Source organism: Herpetosiphon sp. NSE202, assembly GCF_042688385.1.
Classification (GTDB): Bacteria; Chloroflexota; Chloroflexia; order Chloroflexales; family Herpetosiphonaceae; genus Herpetosiphon.
In genome coordinates this window covers 190879-217303 of record NZ_JBHUPY010000013.1, presented here as the reverse complement: position 1 = coordinate 217303, position 26425 = coordinate 190879, and the positions used below count along the sequence as shown (strand labels likewise).

General features: G+C 51.0%; 30 protein-coding genes. 22 read left to right on the top strand and 8 right to left on the bottom strand.

All coding sequences use genetic code 11. The features are described from left to right. Window positions 1-175 precede the first annotated feature (175 nt). Window positions 176-1438, bottom strand: coding sequence for a hypothetical protein (locus ACFMKP_RS17415; protein ID WP_382293564.1), 1263 nt, complete (start codon window positions 1436-1438; stop codon window positions 176-178). A 197-nt stretch (window positions 1439-1635) separates the two neighbouring features. Between ACFMKP_RS17415 and ACFMKP_RS17410 the strand changes: the two genes are divergently transcribed. The 12 genes from ACFMKP_RS17410 to ACFMKP_RS17355 all read left to right on the top strand — a co-directional run bounded on the left by ACFMKP_RS17410 (window position 1636) and on the right by ACFMKP_RS17355 (window position 14044). Further along, on the top strand, window positions 1636-2283 hold the full coding sequence (locus ACFMKP_RS17410) for an ATP-binding cassette domain-containing protein (protein ID WP_382293562.1): 648 nt from the start codon (window positions 1636-1638) through the stop codon (window positions 2281-2283). Beyond that, entirely contained in the window at window positions 2276-2968 is a 693-nt protein-coding gene (locus ACFMKP_RS17405; RefSeq protein ID WP_204754207.1) for a heme exporter protein CcmB, read from the top strand. Before ACFMKP_RS17410 ends, ACFMKP_RS17405 begins: the two co-directional genes overlap by 8 nt. 27 nt (window positions 2969-2995) lie before the next feature. Then, window positions 2996-3958, top strand: a complete 963-nt coding sequence (locus ACFMKP_RS17400) for a cytochrome c biogenesis protein (RefSeq protein WP_382293559.1) — start codon at window positions 2996-2998, stop codon at window positions 3956-3958. Further along, entirely contained in the window at window positions 3955-4179 is a 225-nt protein-coding gene (locus tag ACFMKP_RS17395; RefSeq protein ID WP_382293557.1) for a CcmD family protein, read from the top strand. Before ACFMKP_RS17400 ends, ACFMKP_RS17395 begins: the two co-directional genes overlap by 4 nt. Then, window positions 4172-4576, top strand: coding sequence for a cytochrome c maturation protein CcmE (locus tag ACFMKP_RS17390; RefSeq protein WP_382293556.1), 405 nt, complete (start codon window positions 4172-4174; stop codon window positions 4574-4576). The genes ACFMKP_RS17395 and ACFMKP_RS17390 overlap by 8 nt, the downstream gene beginning before the upstream one ends. A gap of 58 nt (window positions 4577-4634) precedes the next feature. Then, the gene (locus ACFMKP_RS17385) at window positions 4635-6980 is read left to right on the top strand and encodes a heme lyase CcmF/NrfE family subunit (RefSeq protein WP_382293554.1); all 2346 of its coding nucleotides are present in this window, start codon (window positions 4635-4637) and stop codon (window positions 6978-6980) included. Between the two features lie 60 nt (window positions 6981-7040). Next, window positions 7041-7811, top strand: a complete 771-nt coding sequence (locus ACFMKP_RS17380; protein WP_382293552.1) for a tetratricopeptide repeat protein — start codon at window positions 7041-7043, stop codon at window positions 7809-7811. A gap of 11 nt (window positions 7812-7822) precedes the next feature. After that, complete coding sequence (locus tag ACFMKP_RS17375; RefSeq protein ID WP_382293550.1) at window positions 7823-8392, top strand: TlpA family protein disulfide reductase; 570 nt, start codon at window positions 7823-7825, stop codon at window positions 8390-8392. 40 nt (window positions 8393-8432) lie between these two features. Beyond that, on the top strand, window positions 8433-9113 hold the full coding sequence (locus ACFMKP_RS17370; RefSeq protein WP_054534225.1) for a response regulator transcription factor: 681 nt from the start codon (window positions 8433-8435) through the stop codon (window positions 9111-9113). Window positions 9114-9288: 175 nt separating this feature from the next. Further along, complete coding sequence (gene abc-f, locus ACFMKP_RS17365) at window positions 9289-11238, top strand: ribosomal protection-like ABC-F family protein (protein WP_204754214.1); 1950 nt, start codon at window positions 9289-9291, stop codon at window positions 11236-11238. A 180-nt stretch (window positions 11239-11418) separates the two neighbouring features. Beyond that, a complete protein-coding gene (gene coaE / locus ACFMKP_RS17360) occupies window positions 11419-12027 on the top strand; it encodes a dephospho-CoA kinase (protein ID WP_382293547.1) in 609 nt (202 codons plus the stop codon). Between the two features lie 19 nt (window positions 12028-12046). Continuing rightward, complete coding sequence (locus ACFMKP_RS17355; protein WP_382293545.1) at window positions 12047-14044, top strand: GAF domain-containing protein; 1998 nt, start codon at window positions 12047-12049, stop codon at window positions 14042-14044. Window positions 14045-14245: 201 nt separating this feature from the next. On the opposite strand, the gene sugE is transcribed toward ACFMKP_RS17355, so the two are convergent. Further along, entirely contained in the window at window positions 14246-14572 is a 327-nt protein-coding gene (sugE, locus tag ACFMKP_RS17350; protein WP_204754217.1) for a quaternary ammonium compound efflux SMR transporter SugE, read from the bottom strand. Window positions 14573-14753: 181 nt separating this feature from the next. Between sugE and ACFMKP_RS17345 the strand changes: the two genes are divergently transcribed. The 10 genes from ACFMKP_RS17345 to ACFMKP_RS17300 all read left to right on the top strand — a co-directional run bounded on the left by ACFMKP_RS17345 (window position 14754) and on the right by ACFMKP_RS17300 (window position 22129). Continuing rightward, the gene (locus ACFMKP_RS17345; RefSeq protein WP_054534220.1) at window positions 14754-15227 is read left to right on the top strand and encodes an Lrp/AsnC family transcriptional regulator; all 474 of its coding nucleotides are present in this window, start codon (window positions 14754-14756) and stop codon (window positions 15225-15227) included. 66 nt (window positions 15228-15293) lie between these two features. Then, window positions 15294-16736: a VanW family protein gene (locus ACFMKP_RS17340; protein ID WP_382293542.1), complete on the top strand. Its 1443-nt coding sequence runs from the start codon at window positions 15294-15296 to the stop codon at window positions 16734-16736. Between the two features lie 74 nt (window positions 16737-16810). Next, window positions 16811-17452, top strand: a complete 642-nt coding sequence (locus ACFMKP_RS17335) for a hypothetical protein (protein ID WP_382293540.1) — start codon at window positions 16811-16813, stop codon at window positions 17450-17452. Window positions 17453-17546: 94 nt separating this feature from the next. Next, window positions 17547-18479 (top strand): hypothetical protein, encoded by a 933-nt coding sequence (locus ACFMKP_RS17330; RefSeq protein WP_382293538.1) that lies wholly within the window; start codon window positions 17547-17549, stop codon window positions 18477-18479. A gap of 112 nt (window positions 18480-18591) precedes the next feature. Next, window positions 18592-19218 (top strand): hypothetical protein, encoded by a 627-nt coding sequence (locus ACFMKP_RS17325; protein WP_382293536.1) that lies wholly within the window; start codon window positions 18592-18594, stop codon window positions 19216-19218. Further along, window positions 19215-19841, top strand: a complete 627-nt coding sequence (locus ACFMKP_RS17320; protein ID WP_382293534.1) for a hypothetical protein — start codon at window positions 19215-19217, stop codon at window positions 19839-19841. Before ACFMKP_RS17325 ends, ACFMKP_RS17320 begins: the two co-directional genes overlap by 4 nt. A 12-nt stretch (window positions 19842-19853) precedes the next feature. After that, window positions 19854-20477, top strand: a complete 624-nt coding sequence (locus ACFMKP_RS17315) for a hypothetical protein (RefSeq protein ID WP_382293532.1) — start codon at window positions 19854-19856, stop codon at window positions 20475-20477. A gap of 15 nt (window positions 20478-20492) precedes the next feature. Next, window positions 20493-21113 carry a hypothetical protein gene (locus ACFMKP_RS17310; protein ID WP_382293531.1) on the top strand — a complete coding sequence of 207 codons (621 nt, stop codon included), beginning with the start codon at window positions 20493-20495 and terminating at the stop codon, window positions 21111-21113. A 16-nt stretch (window positions 21114-21129) separates the two neighbouring features. Further along, window positions 21130-21441 carry a hypothetical protein gene (locus tag ACFMKP_RS17305; protein ID WP_382293529.1) on the top strand — a complete coding sequence of 104 codons (312 nt, stop codon included), beginning with the start codon at window positions 21130-21132 and terminating at the stop codon, window positions 21439-21441. Window positions 21442-21457: 16 nt separating this feature from the next. Continuing rightward, a complete protein-coding gene (locus ACFMKP_RS17300; RefSeq protein WP_382293527.1) occupies window positions 21458-22129 on the top strand; it encodes a hypothetical protein in 672 nt (223 codons plus the stop codon). Here ACFMKP_RS17300 and ACFMKP_RS17295 read toward each other — a convergent pair whose 3' ends face one another. From ACFMKP_RS17295 to hisIE, 6 genes are read right to left on the bottom strand one after another with little or no spacing between them, the layout of a single operon-like run. Continuing rightward, the gene (locus tag ACFMKP_RS17295) at window positions 22130-23053 is read right to left on the bottom strand and encodes a GAF domain-containing protein (RefSeq protein WP_382293525.1); all 924 of its coding nucleotides are present in this window, start codon (window positions 23051-23053) and stop codon (window positions 22130-22132) included. An 11-nt stretch (window positions 23054-23064) separates the two neighbouring features. Beyond that, window positions 23065-23973: a GAF domain-containing protein gene (locus ACFMKP_RS17290; RefSeq protein ID WP_382293523.1), complete on the bottom strand. Its 909-nt coding sequence runs from the start codon at window positions 23971-23973 to the stop codon at window positions 23065-23067. A gap of 25 nt (window positions 23974-23998) precedes the next feature. After that, complete coding sequence (locus ACFMKP_RS17285; RefSeq protein WP_382293521.1) at window positions 23999-24379, bottom strand: ACT domain-containing protein; 381 nt, start codon at window positions 24377-24379, stop codon at window positions 23999-24001. Between the two features lies 1 nt (window position 24380). Continuing rightward, window positions 24381-24971: a hypothetical protein gene (locus tag ACFMKP_RS17280; RefSeq protein WP_382293519.1), complete on the bottom strand. Its 591-nt coding sequence runs from the start codon at window positions 24969-24971 to the stop codon at window positions 24381-24383. A gap of 4 nt (window positions 24972-24975) precedes the next feature. Further along, window positions 24976-25743: a WecB/TagA/CpsF family glycosyltransferase gene (locus ACFMKP_RS17275; protein ID WP_382293517.1), complete on the bottom strand. Its 768-nt coding sequence runs from the start codon at window positions 25741-25743 to the stop codon at window positions 24976-24978. 2 nt (window positions 25744-25745) lie between these two features. Next, window positions 25746-26384 carry a bifunctional phosphoribosyl-AMP cyclohydrolase/phosphoribosyl-ATP diphosphatase HisIE gene (gene hisIE / locus ACFMKP_RS17270; protein ID WP_382293515.1) on the bottom strand — a complete coding sequence of 213 codons (639 nt, stop codon included), beginning with the start codon at window positions 26382-26384 and terminating at the stop codon, window positions 25746-25748. Window positions 26385-26425: the final 41 nt, after the last annotated feature.

The window sequence follows — 26425 nt, the reverse complement described above, 5'->3', positions numbered from 1 at the left end:
TAGGCTTTTAGTATTGCCGATGAGAACTACACCCGCTATAGGACAAATGGCCCAAAAATCAAGCTATCTAGCAATATAGATATTAAAAACGTATTAAAAACACCCGAAATGTGTCTTGTTAAATGCCAATCGATCGCCATAACGACGATCGATTGGCCATGCGTGAATCAACGAACTATTGGGTTTTGACCATCGGAACAAAGAGTTTATGGTCGAGAACCAGCACTCGTACTGTGATCGGATTGCGGGCGTGAGCGCTGCCCCATGCCCAGCCACCGCCAGCAACGGGTACTTCACCTGTCGCCCCAGCATCAATCTCGATTGTGCCTGGTGCAACGGCGCGTAAACCAATCGTGCGGCAGTGGGTTGGATGCTGATTGTATTTACACGGCATGATCATTGGTGGGTCAAATTGCACGGTTCCGGTTGGGCTAAGTGTGATGCCGGTATAGGGCACGCCAATATTGACATACTGGATCGTTAGGCTGAAGGCATCGCCAACATTAACCAAGTCGGGAGCACTCAGAATCAGTTCTTTAACAATCGGCGTAACGGTGGGACTAGCACTCACTGGCGTTGGCACAGGCGTACATGGTGGTTGAGTTATTTGGGGTACGCGGCCTTGTTGATTATAGCCTGGAGTGCTATCGCAAACACGGCCATCTACCGTTGGGGTTGGCGTGAACGTCGGCGTTGGCGTAAAGGTTGGCGTTGCAACACATGGCGTTGGGGTTTGGGTCAACTGTGGGGCTTGGCGGCCAGCAGGTGTTGGTGTTGCAGTATAGACTGTTGGTACTGCCGTAGTTACGACACACGTTGCGGTTGGTATTGGCGTAGCATTTGGATCGACAATATTAATTGTCAAGGGAGTTTTGGCACTTGCCCCACTCCAAAACCAACCATTATTAAACGATTCGCCTCTTGCTTGCGCCTCGATTACCAAAACACCAGCACTGGTAGCACGCAGGGTAATGCTCTGACAGCGGGTTGGATGCTGATCGTATTTACATGGCATGGCTAATGGTGGATCAAAGCGCGCTAAATAATCATCGTTTAACCGAATCGTTGTATGTTGCATGCCAATATTTTCATAGGCAATCGATAAGGTAAACAATTCCCCAACTTGAACTTGGCTAGGCCCACTCAGAACCAGAGCCGGATGCACATAACAAGGATGGTAATTTGGGGTTGGGACGGTTGTTCTGGTTGGACTTACGTTCGGCGCAGCATCCTCAGTTTCACGATTAAGCGGATAGTAGGTTGGGCATGGTGTAGCCGTCAAACTGGGAGTAGCCGTTTCAGATGGTACTATAGTACTACCTGCTGGAGTTTGAGTTAATAGGACTTTAGCGCTTGTTAATACAGGTTGTTTGGCCACAGCAAAGCCAAATAATACTGCACACAAACTCATTAACAGGGCCAGCCGCCTGTTGTTCATAGGGGTCCTCCTCAATTGGCTAGTAGGTCTAGATTTGTAGTATTGCAGACAAGAACTAGACCTGCTATAGGACAAATGGCCCATAAATTGATCTATCTAACCAGCTATATATCAAAATTCCCTTAAAGAACCCAACCTGAAATCCTAAGCTGGAGAGCATCAAAGCGCCAATTGGCTATGATACAATAGACTCTGTGATGAATCGAACAGATGCGGCGCTACAACTGAGCTGGCAAGCCCTTGCCAAAACCTACAGCACCCGCCCGGTCTACGACCAGTTGGCGGGCGAATTGCATCGGGGCGAAATTTTGGCGGTGCGTGGCCCAAATGGCGCTGGCAAATCGACCTTTTTGCGCTTGTTATGTGGCCTCGAACGCCCAACTGCTGGCACAATTGCCTATCAATGGCAAGGCCAAACCTACAGCCCAAACACAATGCGGCCATGGATTGGCTTTGTTGGGCCGGATGTGGCCTTGTATCGCGAATTAAGTGCGCTTGAACATTTGCAATTTCTCGCTAAAGCCCGTGGTTTAGCCGCCGAGCAAGCCTATTGGCATGAGCTATTGGCCCAAGTTGGTTTGGCTGGGCGCGAGCATGAGCGGGTAGCGCATTTTTCATCGGGCATGGCGCTACGCTTGAAATATGCAATTGCCCTGTTAGCCAAACCACCAGTGTTGCTGCTCGATGAGCCAACTGCCATGTTCGATGAGCATGGTCGCCAATTTGTGGCCCAACTGGTCGAACAACAGCGCCAGCATGGCCTAACCATTTTGGCAACCAACGATGAGCGCGATGCAACTTGGGCCGATCTTGTTTTGACTGTAGGAGCCGCTGCCCGTGGCTAAACCAGCATTTTGGCAGGCTGCATGGGCCGTTGCCTATAAAGATTTACAAATCGAGCTACGCACTCGTTATGCCTTGAATGCAATGGCATTATTTGCAGTCACAACGGCGGTGATGGTCAGCTTTCGCTTAGGGCCGTTGGGCCTAAGTCGCGACCCGCGCTCGGCAGCAACTTTGGCAGTGCTCTTATGGATTGCGATCTTTTTTGCGGCGATGAATGGCTTATCACGGACGTTTGTACGTGAAGAAGAAGCTCACACGGCAACTTTATTGCGCTTGAATGTGCCAGCATTGGCAGTCTATTTGGGCAAATTAGTGGTCAATTTATTGATTTTGGCCTTGCTCGAAACGCTGGTCACGTTGCTCTTTATTGGCTTATTGAATGTCACGATTGCCAAAGTTGGCTTGTTTCTAGCCACACTCAGTTTGGGCGGCTTGGCCCTCGCTGGGGCAACGACGATTTTGGCAACCTTGGTAGCCAAAGCTGATGGCAAAGGATCATTGTTTACGATTCTGGCCTTTCCGTTGGTGCTGCCATTATTGATTATTGCGGTTGAAACAACCGAATTAGCGCTCAGTGGTGGCACATGGGCCTCTGCTGGTAGCGGCTTACAATTGCTTGCGGCCTATACCATTGCTGAACATGTGGCCGCACTTTGGCTTTTTGAACGAGTTTGGGAAGCATAAACGCTCTCATGGTGGGAACAATTAAGCATGCTTGCGACAACCTTTAAGTGGTTTACTGGAATTTGGCTGGGACTGGTCGCCGTGGCCATGTTTTTGTGGGTGCCGGCTCACGAGGGCTTGGGCAACGTTGGACGAATTGTGATTATGCACGTGCCAACGGGCTGGCTGACCAGCGTCGCCTTTTTGTTTTCGGCAATTTATAGCTGGCGCTACTTACGCCATGGCCGCGCCCGTGACGATGCCTTGGCCTTAGCTGCGGCAGAATTGGGCTTGATTTTCAGCGTTTTAGCAACCGTTACTGGGGCGATTTTTGCCAAAGTTGTGTGGGGAACCTACTGGAATTGGGACCCACGCGAAACCGCAATTGCCGCATTAATGCTGATTTACGCTGCCTATTTTGCCTTGCGAACCTCGATTGAAGATCGCCAACGCCAACGCTACCTTGGTTCGATCTATGCCCTGCTGGCTTTTGTAGCCGTTCCATTTTTGATCTTTGTGATTCCACGGGTCACTGATGATACCTTGCACCCGAATTGTGCGATTTTGAATACGCCCAACTGCCAAGGCATTGAATTGACCGAAAATGGGCGGATTATCGGCACGGTTGAGGATTTCAAAGTTGAATTGTTGGGCATCGAGCAACAAGCCGATCTGACGGTTGCCACGGTCAGCATTTTATCGAATGGCACAAATTACACCTTAAAACCGTCTTTTAATCGGGCCAGCAACAAGCCCGAAACGATTGAGCGCTTGCCAGAAACCTTGCGCGACGTGCAAATCAAGCGCTTAATGGGCGAGCCAGGCAATCAAACGGTCGAAATTGCAATCGCCAACACTGGCAATATTGGCCTGTTGACTGAGCAACGCACGTTGTTAACCTTCTTTGCCAGCCTCTTTGGCTTTACGCTGCTGTTTTTCTGGCTCTGGTGGTTGCGTGCTGATGTGCTCGACATCAATGAACAATTAGTACAACAAGGAATTACGATATGAACGGATTAGCCGACCCAGGCATGGCCATGTATGTGGCGGCGGCGGTAACTTTAGTGGTTTGGCTAGGCATTTTTGCCTATTTGCTGAAAATTGACCGCCAAGCCAAAGCCCTGCGCCAAGCCTTGCAAGAACGCCAAGCCAACCCAAGCACCGAAGCAACCAACGCGCCAATTCGGCCAGAACGGGTCAACCCCGAACGAAAGGAAACCAGCAATGTCTGAAGTAACAACTCCCCGTTTTCGGCTTAAACCGTTGCATATGGTCGGAATCGCGCTCTTGGTCTTGGCTGGCTGGTTGGGCTTTACCTCAATGGGCGATTCGCTTACGCCCTATGTCAACGTGAGCGAAGCCAAAGCCAGCGGACGCAACGTCCAAGTGATGGGCTACCCGCAAAACCAAGGCACAGTTGAAGCTGGCGCATTCCGCTTTACCATGCGTGATGAAATGGGCCAACCGATTGAAGTGCTCTATCGCCAGCCCAAGCCAGGCAACTTTGATCAAGCGATTAGTGTGGTGGCGATTGGCGCATTCGATGAGAGCCAAGGCATTTTTGTGGCCGACGATTTGTTGGTCAAATGCCCATCGAAATATCAAGAAGATACCCAAGCAGCCAAGTAGGTCGGATGGCTTGCGCCTATTTGGTTCAAGCCAGCAAACCAAACCCTGAGGATTGTCGATGAATTTGTTTATGTTTGGCACATTGTTGCTGGTTGTGGCCTTAGTTGCCACCTTTACCGCAACAACATCCTATATTTTGCTGATTGCAGGCCAGCGCACCGCCTTGAGGTGGGGGCGTTGGGGCGTACGCATCGCCGCCGTTGCGATCGTTGTGGCAGCGCTGTTGCTTTTGGCCTTGTTCTATTTTGGGCGCTATGAGTTTGATTATGTCTACAACTACTCATCGAACGATTTAGAACTGCGCTACAAACTTTCGGCGCTGTGGGCTGGGCAACAAGGCTCATTTATGATTTGGGCCTTGGTTGGCTTATTGGCAGCGCCCTTGCTGCTGCGGCGTTCGCGCGAGTTTGAGCCGTTTGTGCTGATGCCCTTGATGGCGGTGCAGGTGGCAATTATCAGCTTTATGCTGATCAACAATCCATTTGCCTTGCGCTTCGATGTTGCCAAACAAATCATCTATGCAGAAGATGGGCGCGGCTTGAATGAGCTGCTGCATAACCCATGGATGGTCATTCACCCGCCAATTTTGTTCTTGGGCTATGGCTTGTTGGCAATTCCCTTTGCCTATGCCATCGCTGGGCTGTGGCGGCGCGATTACGATGCCTGGGTCAAAGCTGCCTTGCCATGGACAATCACAGCTTGGGTTGTACTGACCACGGCATTAACCCTTGGCGGCTATTGGGCCTACGAAACCCTTGGTTGGGGTGGTTATTGGGCTTGGGACCCAGTAGAAAACTCATCGCTCTTGCCATGGCTGACCGTAACGGCCTTGCTACACGGCATGCTGGTGCAACGCGCCCATGGTGGCTTGCGCCGCGCCAACATCAGCCTTGCAATTGCCACCTATGGCTTGGTGATGTATGCCTCGTTCCTGACCCGTTCGGGGATTTTGGGCGATTTCTCAGTCCACTCATTTACCGAGGATGGCCTTGGCACGACCATGGCGGTGGTGTTGATTCTTGGCTTAGTAGCTTCGCTCGCCATTTTCATCAAGCGCTGGCGCGACATTCCAATCAACAAGCTTTCAGAAAATCTCTTTTCGCGTGATAGTTTCTTTGTGCTTGGCATGTTTTGTTTGGTGATTGTCACGCTGATTGTGGGCATTGGCACCTCGATGCCGCTGTTTTCACAAACGCCTGTTTTGCGCGATGGCCTACGCACGACCTTTGCCAAAGCCTTCGATATTGCCGCTAGCCAAGATGGCCGCTTTAGCCTACAACCAAGCTTCTTCCGCACCGTCACGCCGCCGTTTGGCTTGGTCGTGATTGGCTTGATGACCTTAGCTCCGTTGCTCGGCTGGCGCGGTGGCAACACGCGCAAGTTTATCTATGCCCTGCGGATGCCAGCAATTCTGGCTGTGGTTGCGACGGTGGTTGGTTTGCTGCTCGGCGTGCGCAAACCGCTTTCGCTGGCCTATCTTGGGTTTGGCAGTTTAGGCTTGGGTGTCAATCTGTTGATGATCGTGCGCACGGTGCGTGGCGGCTGGATGCGCATCGGCGGCTATGCGGCGCATATTGGCGCAGCGCTGTTGGTGATTGGCTTTGTCGGCTCGTCGGCTTACAGCTCGCCCGACATCAACATGACCATTCCCTTGAACACCACCCAAACCGCCTTTGGCCACAAAATTACTTTCGAAGGCTATGCCACCCGCACCAACAACCAAGGAGCCGAAAAAGGCGTAATCGATTTGGCGGTGCAACGCGAGAATGGCACAGTCCAAGATGCAGCGCCACAACTATATCTCAACCCGCGCGATGGCCAATGGATCAGCAATCCGGCGATTATTCGCGAATGGTGGGGCGATTTGTATATCTCGCCAGGGAAATATTTGGCCGAGAGCAACCCCAATTTGCTAACCTTGGCCCAAGGCCAAAAAGGCAGTGTTGGCCCCTATAGCTTTGTGTTTCAAAACTTCGATTATAGCCTGCCCGAAGGCCATACTGGGGCTGAAACTAGCACCGATGAGATTACGATCAAAGCGCGTTTGACCTTCTACGACGAAGCTGGCAACGCCACGACAATCGAGCCAGGCTTACGGGCAATTGCCGAGGTTGGCAACCAACCAGAGCCATATACCTTGGCCGATGGCAATCAAGTGTTGATTTCAGCGCTGAGCTTGGAAAATCGCCAAGTACAATTGCAAATTGTTGGCCTCGATTTGCCAATCTTGCCAGAACGGGCTGATATTTTTGTTAGCACCAAACCGGCGGTTGGCTTGGTGTGGGTTGGCACAGTCGTGATGACGCTTGGTGGCTCGTTGGCTGCTACGCGCCGCTTTATCGAACACGCCACCAAAAAGCGCGCCCAAGCCAGCGTGCCTGAGGCCGCAACCCAAACCGCTTAATTGTAGTAAACGCTGCGGATGTAGGCGCTGCTTGCATCCGCAGCGAGTGAGTTTAAGAGCATGTCGGAACAACCCGATGAATTAGATTATCGTCCGCTGCCACCGCGGCGCGGCAATGCACCGATTAAACCAATTGATGTTGAGCGCGCTGTGCGCTGGCGCTGGCTGAATGGCTGGCTGGTCTTGGTTGTCACAACCGCGCTGGTGCTTGCCGGAACTGGCGGCCTGATTTGGATTAATACCCGCCCGCCAGCAGAGAGAACCCCGCAAGAAATGCCGCTGTTTGCCTCGGCAATTCTGAGCGAAATTAGCGATCCTAATGTGCGCGACCAACTCTTGGCGCTTGATGCTAGCACATCGCAGGCCCAAAGCGTGATCAACCAAAACCCGCGTGATCCGAATGGCTGGATTATGCTTGGCCATGCCCATTATGATTTTATTCAGATGATTTATGAGCATGCGCCCAACGGCCAAGCCTACGTGCAAAACCTCAGCCGTTGGATTCAAGCCAGCGATGCCTATTCACAAGCCTTGGCCTTGGATAACTTCCAGCCCTTGATTCGTTCGGATCGGGCGGTGGCGTTGGCGCGCTATGGCATTGGCTTTGGCAATCCATTTTATAGCGAACAAGCGCTTGCTGAGGCTGAAACTGCGTTGGCCCAAGATGATCAGACCTTGCTGGTGTTGCTGAATGTCGGGCGCGTGTATGCCCTGCTGCCAGAGCCACGCATGGACGATGCCAAGCGTTTATGGCGCAAAGTGATTGAACTTAGCCCCAATAGCATCCAGGCCCAACTAGCCCAGAGCCTGCTTGATGGAGCCAAGCCTTAGGAGCAAACATTATGACCAGCGAACCAGAAACAACCGTCAAGCAAGGCCTTTCGCGCAAAGAATGGCTTTGGCTTGGCGCAGGAATTGTTGTCGCAATTATCGTTATTGCGACGGTGGCAATCTTAACGAGTGGCAATAGTAATAAACCGCAAACCGTGGTTGGGATTGACCGCCCAGTGCCCGCTATGGTGCTCAAAACGGTTGATGGCGGCAGCTTTAACCCGACCGAATACCGTGGCAAGCCCTTAATTATTAATTTCTGGGCCTCGTGGTGCGAGCCATGCAAGGAAGAAATGCCAGCCTTAGTGCGCACAGCCGAGCGCTATGGTGATAAAATCGCCGTCGTGGGCATCAACCTGACCGACCAAGATAAGGATCAGGAAATTCGGCGCTTTATTCAGCGCTACGCCGTAACCTACCCGATTGCGCTCGATAATGAGCGCGTTGCCCAACAAGCATTTGGAATTTTTAATATTCCAGTGACTTTTTTTATTGATTCTGAAGGGATTATTCGGTATACTCGGATTAATGCGATTACCGAGACTGAGATGGATCATGTATTATCAGAATTATTGCCCTAAAAAATCGGGTTAGTGTTTTTTTGGAGAGGATCTCTCACGTATGGAACAACCATTAATTTTAGTTGTAGATGATGAACCCGATGTAGCCCAGTTGCTGTCGTTGCAACTCACCATGGAAAAATATCGGGTTCAAATTGCCTACGACGGGCCAACTGCCATCGAGTATGTCCGCTCGCTCACACCCGATTTAATCATTTTGGATGTGATGTTACCAGCCATGGACGGCTATGAAACCTGTCGGCGGATTCGTGAGTTCAGCAATGTGCCAATTCTGATGCTTACTGCCAACATTCAAGACCAACAAATCGTTTCGGGCTTGGATAGCGGTGCCGATGATTATATGACTAAGCCGTATAGCCCAAGCCAATTGCTGGCCCGCGTGCGTGCCTTGTTGCGGCGGATTCCACCGCAACGGCCAATTATCACCGCTGGCGAAGGCTTGATGGTGCTCGATCGCCAACGCCGCGAGTTGAAAGTCAAAGATAAAGTGATTGATCTCACGCCAACCGAATATCAGTTGTTGATTTTGCTGGCTGATAGCGTTGGTCAAGTTGTGCCCCACGAAAAATTGCTTGGCTCGATTTGGGGCAGTGGCAAAGAATCAGATCACGATTCGCTGAAAGTGTATATCTGGCATTTACGGCGCAAATTAGAAGACAACCCTCGTCAGCCGAAAATTCTGCTGACCGAATGGGGTGTTGGCTACCGCCTCGCCGAATAAACCAGGTTTGCTTGTAGCTTGAGGAATAAGCGGCACGATCAATGTCGATCGCGCCGCTTTGACATTTTAGCGGCTTCTGCTCAACCGAACGCAGCAAGCAGGCGTGCGCCTCAAGACTGATAGCCAAAACTTAAAGCAATGGTATGATGAATAAAACCTTGAGGAGCATCCGCTAATGTCTGTCTTAATTGCAAATGATCTCGGCAAATGGTTTGGAGCCGATCAAATATTTGAAGCTATTTCGTTCCAAGTGGCCCGTGGCGATAAAATTGCCTTAGTTGGGGTTAACGGAGCTGGTAAATCGACGTTGATGAAAATTATTGCTGGCATCGATAGCGCCAGCGAAGGTGCGCTACATCGCTCACGCGGCTTGCGCGTTACCTATCAAGCCCAAGAAGCAACCTTTGCCCCCGATTCGACCTTGGAGCGCGAAGCGCATGCCGCTTTTGCCGCGCTCAGCGCCATCGAAGATGAAATGCGCCAACTCGAAGTGACCATCGCCAATCCCGATGATCCGCAGTGGGAGCAGGCAATGGAGCGCTATGGCGAGTTGCAACATCGCTATGAGCACGCTGGCGGCTACGAAAAAGAACATCGCATTACCCGTACTATTCAAGGGCTTGGCTTTACTGATGCCCAGTGGACGCAGCCAATCGCGCAGTTTAGCGGTGGTCAACGCACCCGCGCTGCACTCGCCGTGGCGCTGCTCGGCGATCCCGATATTCTCTTGCTTGACGAACCAACCAACCACCTTGATATGGCGGCCTTGGAATGGCTCGAAGGCTTTTTGCGCGAATGGGATGGCACATTAATCGTTATTTCCCACGACCGCTACTTCCTCGACCGCGTTTCAAACCGCACATGGGAAATGGAATGGGGCCGCTTGCAAGATTACGCAGCCTCATATTCAAAATATCAAACAATTAAAGCTGAACGCATGGAACGTTTAGCCAAAGAATTTGAAGCCCAGCAGCAGATGATCGCCAAAACCGAAGAGTTTATTCGGCGCTTCAAGGCTGGCGTGCGCGCTCGCGAAGCCAAAGGCCGCGAACGCCGCCTCAACCGCTTCAAAGAAGGCTGGAATAGCATTCACGGCCATGTGAAGGCAATTGAAGGCCCGCAACGGCGCAAAGAACTGAAATTTGCTTTGCAGACCAATCTTCGTTCTGGCGATGTGGTGCTGGCGTTAGAGCAACTTGGGGTTGGCTACACTGAAAATGGCCAAAACACGACCTTGCTGCAATTTGATGAATTGTATGTGATGCGTGGCGAACGGGTGGCCTTGCTTGGGCCAAATGGTAGCGGCAAATCGACCTTGCTCAAAACCGTGGTTGATCAACTTAAGCCGCTCGCTGGCAGCTTTGAAGTTGGGGCCAATGTGCAGCTTGGCTACTATGCCCAAGGCCACGAAGGACTTGATTTCAATAATACGATTTTAGATGAAGTGTTGCGCCATAACCCGCAAATGGGCGAAACTCGCGCCCGCACAATGCTCGGCAACTTTTTGTTTACCAGCGACGATGTGTTTAAGCAAATTCGCGATCTTTCTGGGGGCGAGCGTTCGCGCGTCGCGTTATCGCAGTTGATGCTCAACGGCGGCAACTTTTTGATGCTCGACGAACCAACCAACCACTTGGATATTCAGGCCCGCGAAGCACTTGAGGGTGTACTTAATGATTTTAATGGTACATTACTCTTTGTCTCACACGACCGCTATTTTATTGATGCGGTGGCGGATACCTTGTGGCTGGTTAATGATGATGGCAGTATTACCCGCTTCCCGGGCAATTATTCGGCCTTAGCCGCGCAACGTGAAAACGAACGCCGTGCCGCTGAAGCAGCCGCCATCGAAGCCAAACGTGCCGCCGAGCGCCAAACCAAGGCCAACAAAGCCAATCCCACGCCAGTGCCAGCCAGCGCCAAACGCCAACTCCAAAACCTTGAGCGCGAAATTGCCACGTTGGAGCAACGCAAAGCTGCGCTTGATGCAGAAATTATGCAGGCCTCAACCAAGCAAGATACACGCAAAATTGGCGAACTTGGCAGCCAATACGCTGCGCTCGAAAACCAACTCAGCGATTTTTATGCCCGCTGGGAGCAATTGGCCGAAGAAGTCGGAGCGTAACGAAATTATGAATTATGAATTATGAGGGATGAACGTAACCGCTAAGAGCGCGAAGGACGCTAAAAAGTTCAGATTTTGGCATTCAACATTGTTAATAGCAGTCTTAGTGCTCTTCGTGTCCTTCGTGGTTAAAAACTTCATCCTTCATAATTCATAATTCATCCTTGTATAAGGGCTTGTATGTATCGAATTGGCTTAACTGGCAATATTGCATGTGGCAAAAGCACGGTTGTGGCGATGCTGCAAGAATTCGGCGCAGCGGTTTGTGATGCTGATGCGGTGGTGCATCAGGTGCAAGCGCCTGACGGCAGCGCCTATCTGCCAATCGTTGAAGCCTTTGGCCTAGCGATTGTGCAAAACCAAACGTTGGGCCAGCCAATTAATCGCCAAGCCCTTGGCCAAATCGTTTTTGCCGATCAAGCCCAATTGCGGCGTTTGGAAGCCTTGGTGCATCCAGCAGTGCGCCAATATATTCTGGCTTGGCTGGAAACCCAACAACAATTGCAAACCAAGGTCGTCGTGATCGATGCAATTAAATTGATCGAAAGTGGCTATCCGGCCATGTGTGATGCAGTTTGGGTGGTGAGCGCCGACCCAGCCAGCCAACTGGCTCGTTTGATCGAACACCGTGGAATGAGTGAAGCCGAAGCCTTGCTCCGGATTAATGCTCAAAATAGTCAGGCCGATAAAATCGCCCATGCTGATGTTGTAATTGATAATAGCGGTTCGCTCGCGGATACCCGCCGCCAAGTTGAACAAGCATTTTTGGCGATTCAACGCCATGATTAACCATAGTAAGGAGCCAGTTATGCGTGTTCTTGATGCACCAACCAATCAAGCACGACCAACCCCACAACCCCGATTAACCCCAGCCATGAGCTTTGGCTTGGCAACGCTTGGCGTATTTATTGGGGTTGGCTGGCTCTGGATTGCTCCACACTGGCTGGCATTATTGATTACGCTTGGTTCATTGGGCCTGTTGCTGGGCCAAGCGTGGACGAGCATTCAACGCACCGAACGCGAACGCACGGTGCTGGCTCAAGCGCATAGCGCCCTCGATAGCGAATATAACAGCATCCAAACTGATTATGCCACGCTCGAACGGGCCTACGAAGATTTGCAACAATCGCATCAACGCTTACAACGCCGCATCGACGAACGTACAGCTGAGCGCGATCAATCGACCAATCAATTGCAAACCTTGCTCGATGATACTCGTTCGTATGTGGCCCAACTAACGGCCTTGAACGAAGTTTCAGTTGCCTTGAACGCCACGCTTGATCGCGATGAAGTGCTGGCTTGTATTCTGCGCCAACTTGAACGGGTGGTTACCTTTGATAGCGCTTCGGTACAACAACTTGAAGATGATGAGTTGCAAGTGATTGCCGCCCGTGGCATGAACAATGAAGTCTATGATTTGCGGATTTCAGTGCCCGAAAATGAACTAGCGCGGCGGGTGGTTGGCTCGCCTGGGCCAGTGGTGTTGGGCGATGTGCGCAAAGATCCATCGTTTGTGATGCAGCCCGGGCCAATTCGTTCATGGATTGGGGTTGCGTTGCGCGTTGGCGAACGCACGGTTGGAATCTTGACGATCGATAGCCATCGCGAAAACGCCTACACCGCCGATGATGGCCACTTAGTTGCCAATTTTGCCAATCAAGCAGCCTTGGCCTTGCATAATTCGCATTTATTTGCGGCAGCAGAACGACGGGCCACCGAAATGGCTTTGCTTTTGGAAATGACGCGCACGGTTGGCTCGACCTTGCACTTGCCCGAAGTGTTGCTACGCGCCGCCGCCGCGATTGGCGAAGCCTTGCATGCTGAAGATGTGTTGGTATTGTTGCTTGATGAACAGGGCGAGCGCTTGACTCCCCAAGCTGGCGCAATGGGCGACCACAATTATCTGCGCATGCGCTGGGCCAACCCAACCTCGCTGAGCAACGAGCCAACCTTGGCCAAAGTAATCAAGCAAGGCTGCGCGAGAGTCATTCATGCGGTTTCGCCTACGATTCCATACCAAACCTTGTTGGCCTTGCCACTGAGCATCAAGGATCAAGTTTTAGGGGTTGTCTTAGTGGCAACGCCTGATCGCGATGCCCCGTTTGGGCCGCAGCAATTGGTTTTGGCCGAAGGCTTGGCGACCTCAGCGGCAATCGCGATTGAGCAAGCCCGCTTGTATGATCAAGCTCGGCGGGCGGCCCAAGCAGAAGAGCGCTCACGTTTGGCGCGTGAATTGCACGATTCTGTTACCCAAACCCTGTTTAGCATGACCTTGACGGCGGAAGCAGCGCGCGCCCAAGTCGAGCGCAACCCAGTGAGGGCTGCCACCCAAATCGATCGCTTGAAGGCTGCAGCGCATCAATCGCTTGGCGAAATGCGCGAGTTGCTGCTGCAATTGCGGCCAACGCCGTTGCAAGAACATGGCATTATCAAATCGCTGCATGAACATATTGCCAGCTTGAATGCCCAAGATGTGGCCATTAATTTGGAGTGTGAGGGCGAAGATTCGGTGCTCAGCCCAGCCCACGCCGCGGGCTTGTATCGAATTGCTCAAGAAGCGATTTCAAATGCGCTGCGTCATGCCCAAGCAACCAATGTGCGGGTCAGCTTCAGCTTTGCCAGCAAATCGACAACCTTGATGGTAAAAGATAATGGTTGTGGCTTTGACCCAGATTTATTGGAGCGCAGCGGGCGGCATTTGGGGCTAACCAGTATGTCGGAGCGCGCCGGAGAACTTGGTGGCACGCTCGATGTCGCTAGTGTGGTTGGCGAAGGAACATGCCTAACCGTGCATTTGCATGGCTAAGTGCCAATATTCTGCTGAAACTTTAACCTGGGTAGGGGTTTATTCCCTCACCCCAACCCCTCTCCCACGCTGTGGGCGAGGGGCTTTAAATCCATGGTTTTGCGACGATTCGTGGCTAAAACGAAAACGCCCCCTCGCCCGCGTTTTCGTGGGAGAGGGGGTTGGGGGGTGAGGGGACGTTCCACACCTAAATTATTCAGATTAGGCAGGTTTGCCACCCAACAATTTAAGCCCGATAATGCCTGCAACGATCATCACCAAACATGCCAAGCGCAAAGGCTGGGCCGATTCACCAAACAGCCAAATGCCCAAGATTGCCGTGCCAGCAGTGCCAATACCCGTCCAAATTGCATAGGCTGTGCCTAAGGGCAAATCGCGCAAGGCCATTGCCAACAAGGCCATACTACCAATCAACATCACACCAGTCGCAATGCTTGGGCCAAGTTTGGTCAGCCCTTCACTATATTTCAAGCCAAGCGCCCAACCAATTTCCAACATGCCTGCCACGACTAAATAAAACCAAGCCATTGTAAAACTCCTAAACATGGGTATTAATCAAGTTCATGCAGCGTCGCATAGCCTGAATTAATCATTACATCAGTGGTATGTAATGATCCTAACAAATTTGGGAACAAAATGCTGACGAAAAACGTCATTGTGCCAAACCCCAAAGAGTGTGTTTCGTCAGTCCACATTGGAGGAATACGTTATGACAATGGACGAGCTTGATCATGCCATTTTAGAAGTCTTGCAAACCGATGCCCGACTCCCCAATCGGGCGATTGCCAGCAAAGTTGGCAGCAGCGAGCCAACCGTGCGCCGCCGCATTGAGCGCTTGGTCGAAGACGGTTTGATTAAGATTGTGGCAGTTGCTTCGCCCTATGCTTTAGGCTATCAAGTGGTGGCAATCATCGGCATGCAAATCGATCGTGCTTATCAACGCCAGATTGAGCAAGCCTTATGCAATTTGCCAAATGTGCATTTTGTGGGCCTGACCTTGGGCAGCTATGATGTTGTATTAGAAGCATGGTTGCGCTCCACCGATGAGTTATTAGACCTGTTGGCTGACCATATTGCACCCTTGCCAGGAGTCCAACGGGTTGAGCCATGGCAGGTTTTGAAGCTCAGCAAATACAATTACGATTGGGGTAACCAGCCATCAATTAGCAATTCTCACCATTGACGCAAGCTTAACTGACGCGTACAATGGCCTAATACTGAATTACTAAGCAATTGGGAGAATAGAACTATGCCAGGTCAACGTTGGCGGATTGTACCGTCACTGGTCTTGGGATTGGCACTGTTTGGGCTTGCCCCAGCAGTACCAACAGCTCCAGTTAGCGCTGCCGTGCAGGCCCAACAAACAACCGCATGGGAGCCATATCGCTATTTTCCGGCAACTGGCCACAACATCTCGTTTGATGTAAAACGCTTCTACGAGCGCCAAGGCGATCTTGAAGTGTTTGGCTTGCCATTAACCGAAGTGATTTGGGAGAATGGGTTTCAGGTGCAATATTTCGAGCGCGCCCGCTTGGAAATACACCCTGAAAATAAGGATACCGATTATTATATTTTGGCCACCCGTTTAGGCGCGGTTGCCGCCGAAGGTCGCGAAGCTGAAGAGCCATTTGTGTGGCGCACCGGCCCAAGCTACGAAGGCGCAACGTTCTATCCTGAGTCGGGGCACTCATTAGGCGGCGGCTTCCGCGATTACTGGACCAACCATGGTGGCTTGTACACCTTTGGCTACCCAATTAGCGAAGAGTTTTCCGAAGTTAACGCCGAAGATGGCCAAACCTATACGGTGCAATATTTTGAACGTGCCCGCATGGAATGGCATCCAGAGCACGCTGGCACCAAGTGGGAAATTCAACAAGGGTTGTTGGGCAAGCAATACATCACCCGCATGGGCATTGATCAAAATTTGCTGAAGCCAGCCCGCGAAGTGCAAAAACTTGGCGGGGCAACGACCTACTATCGCGGCTCGAACGCCGAACGGATTAATAACATCAAACGCTCGGCTGATCGCTTCAAAGGCATTACGGTCAAAGCTGGCCAAGTATTCTCGTTCAACCAAAATGTTGGCGATGTTTCTGAAGAAGCTGGCTTTACCGATGGCTACGCTATTGTCAATGGAAAGCTCGAAAAAGTGGTTGGTGGCGGTTTATGTCAAGTCTCAACCACCATGTATCGGGCGGTCTTCAACAGCGGCTTGCCAATTGTCGAGCGCTATGGCCATAGCTACATCGTCTACTACTACGAAAATATTTTGGGCTTCGATGCAACCGTATTCGTGCCAGAGGTTGATTTCCGCTGGAAGAACGATTTAGGCACCGATATTTTCATGTGGACGGATACCGATACCAGCGCAGGGCGGGTAACCTTCACGTTGTGGGGCTACGGCGATGGCCGGCGCGCCAGCATGGAAGGCCCAACCTACTCCAACGAGCAACAACCAGGCAAACCGGTTTGGCAATACGACAAAACCATGCGCCGTGGAGCAGTTGAGCAACTTGTCCATGGTCGGGCAGGCATGGATGTGACGATGTATCGCGTGGTGACCAATGCCAATGGCGCAACCAACCGCGAACGCTTCTTTACCCGCTACTACCCGTGGGAAGATTTCTATTTGTATGGGCCGGGAGTCAAGCCACCAGCAGGCGTGACAATTGCACCACCCCGCTATCCATAGGCATAATCCACGTTAAGCAAACAAACCAACGAGCGTCCTGAGGGCGCTCGTTGGCATATGCAGAGGAGAGAACGATGGCAGATCAGTCAGAAAACACCCAATTAAATGCTGCAAAGATCCACCAACAGCTGGATAATCAAACGCTAAAGTATCAGGTTCCAAGCCAAAACGTGAAGCAGCCCACACGCTGGTGGCGCTGGTTTGGCTATAACGTACTGGCCTTCATGGTCGCTTTTGCAGTGTTCTATGGCTTCGTGATTTGCATACTCATGGTCGCCATGTATGAGCCCGTTAACCTTGATTGGATCAATAAACCAAAGCTGAATCCAATGCTTTCAATTGGGATACCAGGGGCAATCATTGGCTTGAGTGCAATGGTCTGCGCTATCGCCCAACGCGATGGATTGGACAAACGTGTTTCATTCTGGCCATGGCTATTAAAAACTGGTTTAATTGTAACCCTCATGAGTTGGGCAAGCTTAGCGATCTTTATCTTTATGCTTCAACCACAATCATTATTTCAAAAAAACACCAGTTTAATCAGCATGCTATATTTCATTGCCTGCATTGGGCTGATTGCATTGGCAACCGCAATGGCCCAACTGTCCGAAGTTAAAAAAATCGCCCACCGACCTAATGATTGGGTAAAAATCACAGTGTTAACCTGGACAGGCATTGCATGCATACTCGGTGGCAGCATCTATCTAACCTCGTAGGCATGCGTCATTGCATTAGTGCTACAATTCCTAGGCCTTTTATTCCAAATTCAAGCCTGCGCAACGCGCTGATTGATTTTCAGGAGATGTGTTTATGTCAGATCGGATTCCCCCAACCACACCGATACATCCAGCCAACCTAGACCAACCAATTCCAACTCAAGCCCTTCAGCCCCAAGTAACGCGGGCCTTTGATGGGTCAAGCCAAGAATTGCCAGCGAATCCAGCACCTTATGGTTATGGTCAGCAACAAGGCTACCAACCACAGGGCTATCAACAACAAGCGCCGTATGGCCAACAAAACTATGGCCAACCGCAAGCGCCCTATGGCCAACCACAGGGCTATCAACAACAAGGTTATGGCCAGCCGCAAGCGCCCTATGGCTATCAACAGCCAGTCGTCTACGGCAATCCTGGATATATGGGGCCACCACAATTTATTGCAGATATTAATGCACCCGACCGCGGGACGCGCTGGGTTGGCATGAACATGCTCGGCTTTTTTATCTCATCGATGATCTTTGTGAGCCTTTTTGTTATCCTAGTTATGATCATTGCCGCCGATTACATCGATTCAAATCCAAATTTTCAAAACTTTAATGATTTAGACAATAGAGGTTTGATTGGCTACGTGCTTTATGGTTTATCGGGCGCGATTACTGCCGCAGTTGTGGCCTTAATTCAACGTGGGGCTTTGCATAGTAAAGTTTCGTTGTGGCCATGGGTTGGCAAAACAGCGCTCGCGGTTGGCATTTTACTGCCGCTCAGCACCTTTCTCAGTGTAGAGCTACTTCAGATATTGCCAATTAGCGAAGGCAATTTTTTGATTTATATGCTCATGGTAACCTTTATTTTTGCTGTGACCGCGTTTGGTACCGCCTTTGTGCAATATTTTGAAGTCCAAGAGGTTGCCAATCGGCCAATGCAATGGCTGATCACGACTGGGCTAACATGGACAATCCTTGGTGGGTTAGTGGTTGGTGGCATGGTTGGCTTCTTTGCGATGGCACTTGCAGGCGAAATCTAACCAGCCGCCAAATCTCGAACGCGATCGCTGCTGGGTTTCCTCGGCTACAGAGAGCGGAAACCCAGCGCACCGGATTAATCAGTAAACCTATAAGGAGAGAAGAGAGGTTTTTATGCTCGAACCATCGATGAATCCTCAGCAGCTAGCACATACCGATTCGGCCCAAGGGTATCGTGTGCCAACTGCGCCGCTAACCAACCTCAATCAGCCAAATCGTTGGAAACGCTGGGTCGCAGTTAATGGCGTAGCTTGCTTTGGCGCAATCATACTCTTTCCAATTATTGTGATCATTGCTGCTTTCATCCAAAACATGCATCCGTTGATATTTGACCAGCTAGACAGCGACAATAACTTATTTTTTATGCTCGGTTTGGGAATCATGGCAACATTAACTGCTATTCCCGTCGCCATGATTCAACATACAGCCTTTGGTACTGCGATCCCACGCAGGCCTTGGGTCGTCAAATCGGCCTTGACAGCTGGGCTGCTGCTACCAACAAGTATCTTTTTGGCCCAGTTTAGCCTCCAAAGCCTCAACCAGCATTACGGTTTCACGCTGATTATTTTCTTATTGATCGTTTTTAGCATAACCTCGTTTGGTACAGCATTAATTCAAGGGCTTGAAATTCAAGCTGTTGTCGAATATCCGCGCGATTGGGTTTGGATCAGCGGTTTAACCTGGAGCAGCATGAGCTTCCTACTTGGCAGCCTGCTCCTTGCCTTGGTGTTGCTACTATGATGGAGCAAGACACGCTGACCAATTCAGATGACCAAGCAGCGCGAGCAAATTCGCCCCAAGGCTATCAGGTTCCAAGCACGCGCTTGCCTGAGCGGAATCAAGCAAGCCGCAGAAACCGCTGGATTGGGATTAATTGTTTTGCCTTTATCGTAAGTTGTCTGCTCTTGCCACTGTTTGCAATCGCTGTACTGTTTGGATTGGATGGATTGAATATTGATCTAGCCAAACCTCGAAATCAACTAGCCCAAGGCCTGATGTTGCTAGCCAGCGTTGGGCTGCCAATCTTCATCACGATTTATCTGGCAAGTATGCTGCAATGGGTCGTCACTCGGGGAATCAAGTGGCCAAGCTGGAGCATCAAAAGCGCAACCGTTGGCACAAGCGCCTTGATCGCTAGCACACTGGCCCTGTTTCTATTTCCAATTAATAGTGCGTTGTTTATTTTGCTGGCTTTTGGATTTACTTCCTGCCTAATTAGCGTAGTGCAATGGCTTGAACTGCGTAAGACCATTGATCAAGCATGGCAATGGATCGTCGTGACGACGCTGACATGGACTATTTTAGGAACCCTCGTGATTGGCTTTGGGATTGGGCAATTGTTAGCGCCATTGAGTGATTGGTAAGGAGTTGAGCAAATGAGTGAAGAACCGCAAGTGCCACTTAACCAAACAACACCGACCTATCACGTGCCATCGGCCCAGCGTGCAGCCCATAAGCAACCACGCCACTGGCTCGCTTGGCTGGGCATAAATTGCTTAGCATTTTTCATCAGCAGCATCATCTATCCGGCGCTCAACCTTGCGCTCATCTTCAGTATTGGATCGACCAATGTGCAACTGCCACTGATCAACGGCCAGCGCGCACTACAACCCAACCTATGGGTCATCCTCATAATTCCTGTGTTTATCACGATCTTGATTGCCAGTTTGCTGCAAAGTCTGGCTATTAATCATCGTTTCAAGCGGCTATTTTGGACCCTGAATAGTGCAACGCTGGGAACATTGAGCTTTGTTGGGATTACGTATTTCATTCTGACCAAGCACGAGCAAACAACCCTCGCCGGCTATATCTGGGCTATTTTCTTTATTTTTGGGTGTACTTCAAGCGCAATTAGTTGGCTTCAATGGCGCGGAATCCGCCAGTTGGTTGATAATGCTTGGCAATGGGCATTAATCACCACGCTTAGCTGGACAACTCTAGGCAGCTTGATTTGGGGGGCTGGCTTGGGCTTTTGGCTCCGCAATTTAATGCGCCACTAGCCGAAGGAGTAACCGATGAGCGAAGAAACGCAATCGCCACTTAATCAAACCACACCGACATATCACGTGCCATCGGTTCAGCTAGCAGCGCAGGATGATTCGAATAACGTGGATGGATGGATTGCGATTCATTGTTTCGCGTTTGGGCTGAGCTGCTTAATCTTTGCCATATTGGTGGTTGGCTGTATTTTCATTTTTGGCGCTTTCGACAGCAGTGCATCGCCCACCCAAGCACCAATATCCGAGGGTTTTAGCCTCATTTTTGTGGTCGGAGTGCCTGCATTCGTAAGCATCTATGCTGCAAGTTTGCTGCAATGGTCGGTCGTTGGCGATGGCATTAATCGATCAACGTGGCTCACCAACAGCGCAACCGTTGGCACAGTTGGCGTGCTTGCTTGGATTTATTATAAACTGCCAATCACATTTCCCTCGCTTGGCGACTATACATTCTTTGTATTTCAGAGCTTTGCGCTTATCTCTAGCATTATTAGTTGGGTGCAATGGCTTGAACTGCGCAAAACAACCAATCGCGCATGGTTGTGGATACTCATAAGCATCGGCATCTGGACAGGCATCGGCACACTGGTGCTTGGGGGTGGCATTATTTATGCGCTAAAAGCTATCAGCGGGAAATAGCCAAAAGGGGAATCAGATGAGCGAAGAACCAAGCCCAATTGAGCCAGCGCAACCAATTATCAACATCGATAGCCAAGAACCAATCATCACAATCAGCGACCCCTATGAATATGGTCGCCATCCATATCCCTATCATCAACGCCCAAATCCCAACAACTATCCGCAACTCGGTTATTTTGTGCCAGCAATCCCTAATGCCCGAGGCCGGCAAATTAAACGCTGGGGCTGTGGGATTGGCTATTTCATTTTAGCAATTATGGCCAGTTGTATCATCGTGCCGATCCTCTGTATTTTAATCGGCATCCTAAGAACATTATTCGAAGGCTAGCTGCAGGGAGCAGCACATGCCTGAACAACTACAAGCATCAGTTCAGCATCGCCAATTGCCAGCATCAGCAGGCAGCAGCCCAACAATTGGCTATAGCGTGCCAGCAAGCATTGTCAGCAAGATCAATGCGCCGCAGCGGTGGCGACGTTGGGTTGGATACAACGTTTTAGCGTTTAGCATAGGTTGCGTGAGTATGCTCTTAGGCACGTTTGTAATGGCGCTTATTTCACATACAGTACGCAACGGATTACAGCAATTTGTCGAGAAGCTCTCGTTTAATGTGGCAGGAGTGCAAGCGATTGCGATATTGCTCGGTTTCCCGCTCTTTCTGAGCATCGGCGTTGCCAGTATCATTCAACGGGCTGCCTTGTATCAGCAAGTAGCGGTTAAATCATGGGTTGCAGAGAGTGCAGTAAGTGGGCTTGGCGCAGCATTTTTGGTAGTATCCGTGATTATCATATCGATTATGCAACGCTCAGACCCACCTCCATCGATAAATTATCTATGGATCGTTTTTACCATGTTCCTGATAATTTCAACTGGCATTAGTTACTTTCAATGGAGGCAACTACGCACCATCCTCATTCATGCGTGGCACTGGCCACTAATCGCAATCGCAACTTGGACTGGCTTGGGTACGCTCATTGTCGGGCTTGGAATGGGCATACTTATCAATAACCTTCGCTAATTAGCGAATGCCCAACATCGCCAAGCCCATGGGCAAATCGCGGGCGGTGCGAATATTCTTGAGATGAATCCCAGCCCGAATCAGGCCTTCGATCAAACTTGGGCGCAAGCCAATTAGCATACTTTTGGCCCCGATCAGTTCAATTGCTTTGACAATCGTGCTAATCGCTTGAATTGCATCGGGATCGAAGGTCAGCAGGCCGCTGCCATCAAGCAACACATGCTCACAACCACGCTCACGCAAGGTTTCAAGAATTGTCTGGGTCAGCTGTTCCCAACGTAAGAGATCAAGCACGCCAATTAATGGCACGATCAACACATCATCGGAAAGCGGAATGCGCGGAATATCAAGCTCGCTGACTTCAAGCTCTAGCTCAGCCAGAACTTGGGCGTTATCGAGGGCCAAGGCCACCGAGCTAGCAACCGTGGTCAACAAGGCTTCTTCAAACTCGCCATACAAGGCCGCTTGGTAACTTTGAATATTCAAAACCCCAATAAAAGCATCGCCAATCAGCAAGGGCACGCTCATCCAAGCCCGCGAGCGTTTTTCTGCTTGGCCAAAGCTGCGGGTATTTTCGACGCTAAATCGTTTGCTCAAATCTTCATGCAAATCATCAAAACGGATCAATTGGCGGTTGGCAATAATCCAAGCCACCACTTTGGAGCGCCGATAATCCCAGGTATACGGCTCGGTTTTCTCAATGTCCCCATCAATCGAGTAGATTGTTTGCATGGTATCGGTTTTGGGCTGATAGTGCTCGATAAAGCCAGCATCGAATTGCAAGACGTTATGCAATTGCTGAAAAATGGTGCGACATACATCAGCCAAATCACGTGGCAGCAAAATTGCCCGAATCAATTCGTGAATCGCCACAATTGTTTGGGCAACTGGCTGATGATGACGGCTCCCTTCATACACACTCATACACACCTCACTCAAATTTGGCGCTTGAGATAGCGCAAACTTTGCTGCACATCGCGCACAACCACCACGTTATGTTGGCTGAGAATTGGGCTAAGCACTGCGCTATTTTCAGCTTGCACCCCGCTAATGATGCAGGTTGCACCCAACAAGCGCAAAGCGCCGATTAATTTGTTGAACAAGCCCGTTGCTTGCGGGTCGAATGAGCGCATGCCAGTTAAATCGAGCACGACATAGCGAATACGCTGGCGTTCGACATGGCCCAAAAGAATCGTTTGTAGAATGATGAGCCGCTGCTGATCAACACGCCCAATTACGGGCACAATCCATAAATGTTGATCAACCGGAATCGTCGGGGCACTCAAGGCCAACCGCAAAACTTCCAATTCTTCGATACGCTGAATCTGATTAATCGTGGTGGCAAGCATTAAACTGAGGGTTTGCAAAAGCTGCAATTCACGCTCGCCATAGGCCGCCAATTCGTGATGTTGAATCGTGACCAAGCCCAAAACTTGGCTGCCAAGGATAATTGGCAAGCCCAGCCAGCTACAACTGGCATGATGAAAGTCAGCGCCCAAGGCATGCTCAAGGTTGATGTCGCTATGGCTAGCGTTATAAATATCGTCAAACAGCAGCGGCTTTTTATGGCGCAAAATCCAGGCGCTCGGTGTATGCGGCTTAATCGTGACTGGCTCATCAGCAAAACTGCCGCGCCGATGGGCAATCACATACACATGGCGCAAGGCTTGTTGCTGATCAAAAAAGCTGATCGTGCCATGATCAATTGGCACAACCTGCTCAAGCAAATAATAAAACGCTTCGTAAATCACAAAGCGATCGCGGGTGCGATGAATAACTTGGCCAAACTCTTGAATACATTCCAACTCAGCGCGTGCCCGTACCAACGCCTCAGTCGTCGGCATAGCTCAAATCCTTCAGCTCCACGGTTCAGCTAATCGTATGCCCAGCCGCCGTCAAGACTGCCACAGCTTCGCCAAATTCGTGCTCGCGAAGCAAAAGATAATCGGTATCGTAGGTTGATAACACAAAAATACTGATCTGGGCTTGAGCTAGCGGCGCTGCTAAACTGGCCAAAATCCCGACTTGACTAAAATCTAAGCTGCCTGCAACCCGCAAGCCACGCCAATTGCGCTCGGCATGCACGGCTGCGGGCAAAAACTGGCTTTCACAAACTATTGAAAGTTCGTCGCTGGTGCGGCTTATGCTTACAAACGGGCTTTGCATGGCCCATTCAGGCCATGATTCGCCAACATCCAAACGGGCGACTGCCAGCACTTCTGGGTAGCTGATTAATGATAATTGATGCATGTTACTCACGGACTCGTTGAGCAGCAAAGAGCGCTCCCAACACCACAAAAAATCCATTTGGCAAGGTCAGGCCAAGGTAACGCCGCGAAATTGATTCGCCAAGATAGAGCGTCCATTGGCTTGGCGCAAGTTCGTTGCTCACGCCCAACGTCCAAAGCAACGCGACGATTGCAGCCAGCACGACACCTGCGCCTGCAATCCACATCAGTTGCGGATTGCGCCGCTCGTTGGAGAGGCGGCCAACGACTTCGCCGCTCACCAGGCTAATTGCAAACACAAACCAAAAACTCCAATCACCCCAGCCGCCAACCAAGCGAAATTGGCCCCAAGCAATCCCACCAAGAATCGCCACCCCAAGCATCGCAGCAACCGTTTTGAGATATTGTTGCTTGGTAACTTGGCTGAGCAAGGTTGGCACATAATAGCCAGTGCGGCCAGCGACCGCGCCAGTGCAATCGGGGCAGCGCCAACCAACGGGCGTACGCACCGCGCAACGCCCACAAATGGGGTTCAAACATTTCGAGCAGCGTAAGAGCGTCGCCTCTTTGGGGTGATTAACACAAAATAACTCTTCTTCTACAGTTGTTTGCATAGATTTAGCCTCGTTTGATGCGTTGAGCTTCGCGCCAAGCCGCCCAACCAAAAAGCACCACAGCGGTAAAGATTCGCCGCCAACGCTGTGGATGCCGAATTAATCGCCATAACCATTCTAGCCCAAATTTACGCATCCATTGCGGCGCGCGCGGACGCAAACCAGCCAGATCATCAAACGTGCCGCCAACTCCAATCCCCAATTTAATGCCCAGTGGCGCGCCATAGCGCCGAATCCAGAGATCTTGGGCTGGCGCACCATAGGCCACCAACACAATCTCTGGCTGGCTACGCCGAATTTGTTCGGCAATCGCCGCTTGATCTGGTTCGCGTGGCGAGCCAGCCCACGTGCCAACAATCTGACACTTGGGATAGCGTGCTTGGAGCACCGCCGCTGCTTTGGCGGCAACGCCGTCGGCAGCACCGAGCAAAAAGATTTTCCAGCCACGCTCGGCACTTTCAGCAGCCAAGCGCTCAGTCAAATCGATGCCAGTTACTTTGGCGCGCAGCTGTTTGCCTTGCCAACGGGCCGCATGCAGCAGGCCCGTGCCATCGGGAACCGACAGGCTGGTTGCTGCCAAGGTAGCGCGAAAGGCCACATTGCTTTGAGCCGCCATCACAAACTCCGGGTTAACCGTGGCAATTTGATGCACGCCGCCAGCAGCCAGCATTGCCGCAATCAAGTCGATCGTTTCATCCATGGTTACGTCATCGACGCGCACCCCAAGAATGTCGACCGAAGCCAAATCGGCTGGACGTTGAAAACTAGGCATAGCTATTGTTTTTCCTCACGTTGGCGGCCATGGCGTTCGCGCAAGGTAAACCACACGTCTTCTGGCGAAACCCCTTGATTGAGCAAGAGCACAAACAAGTGATAGATCAAATCGCTTGCTTCGTTGCGCAGTTCATCTGGATTGCCATTTTTGGCCGCAATAATGACCTCGGCTGCTTCCTCGCCGATTTTCTTGCCAATTTTATCAACGCCTTTTTCCAGCAAATAGGTGGTGTATGAGCCAATCGGGCGGGTTTGCTCGCGCTCGCGCAAAAATTCAAACAATTGGCTGACGAAGGCCAACGGCACTGCGCTACCTTCGCGTTTGGTGCCATCAAGGGTGGTATGGAAGCACGAGCGTTCGCCAGTGTGGCAGGTTGGGCCGCTTGGCTCGGCCAAAATCAACAAGGCATCGTTATCGCAATCGGTACGGGCCGCGATAAATTTCAACATATTGCCGCTGGTTTCGCCCTTGGTCCATAATTCTTGACGCGAACGGCTCCAAAAGGTCACGAAGCCGCTGGTTTGGGTTTTGGCCAGCGCTTCGGCGTTCATATAGCCAACCATCAAGACCTCGCCGCTGCGGGCGTGCTGCACCACCGCCGCAATCAGGCCTTGGCTATCGTAGGTTAGTTCGACCATAACATCACTTTCTTTCAGCTAAAAAGAGGCCAGCGGGGCCG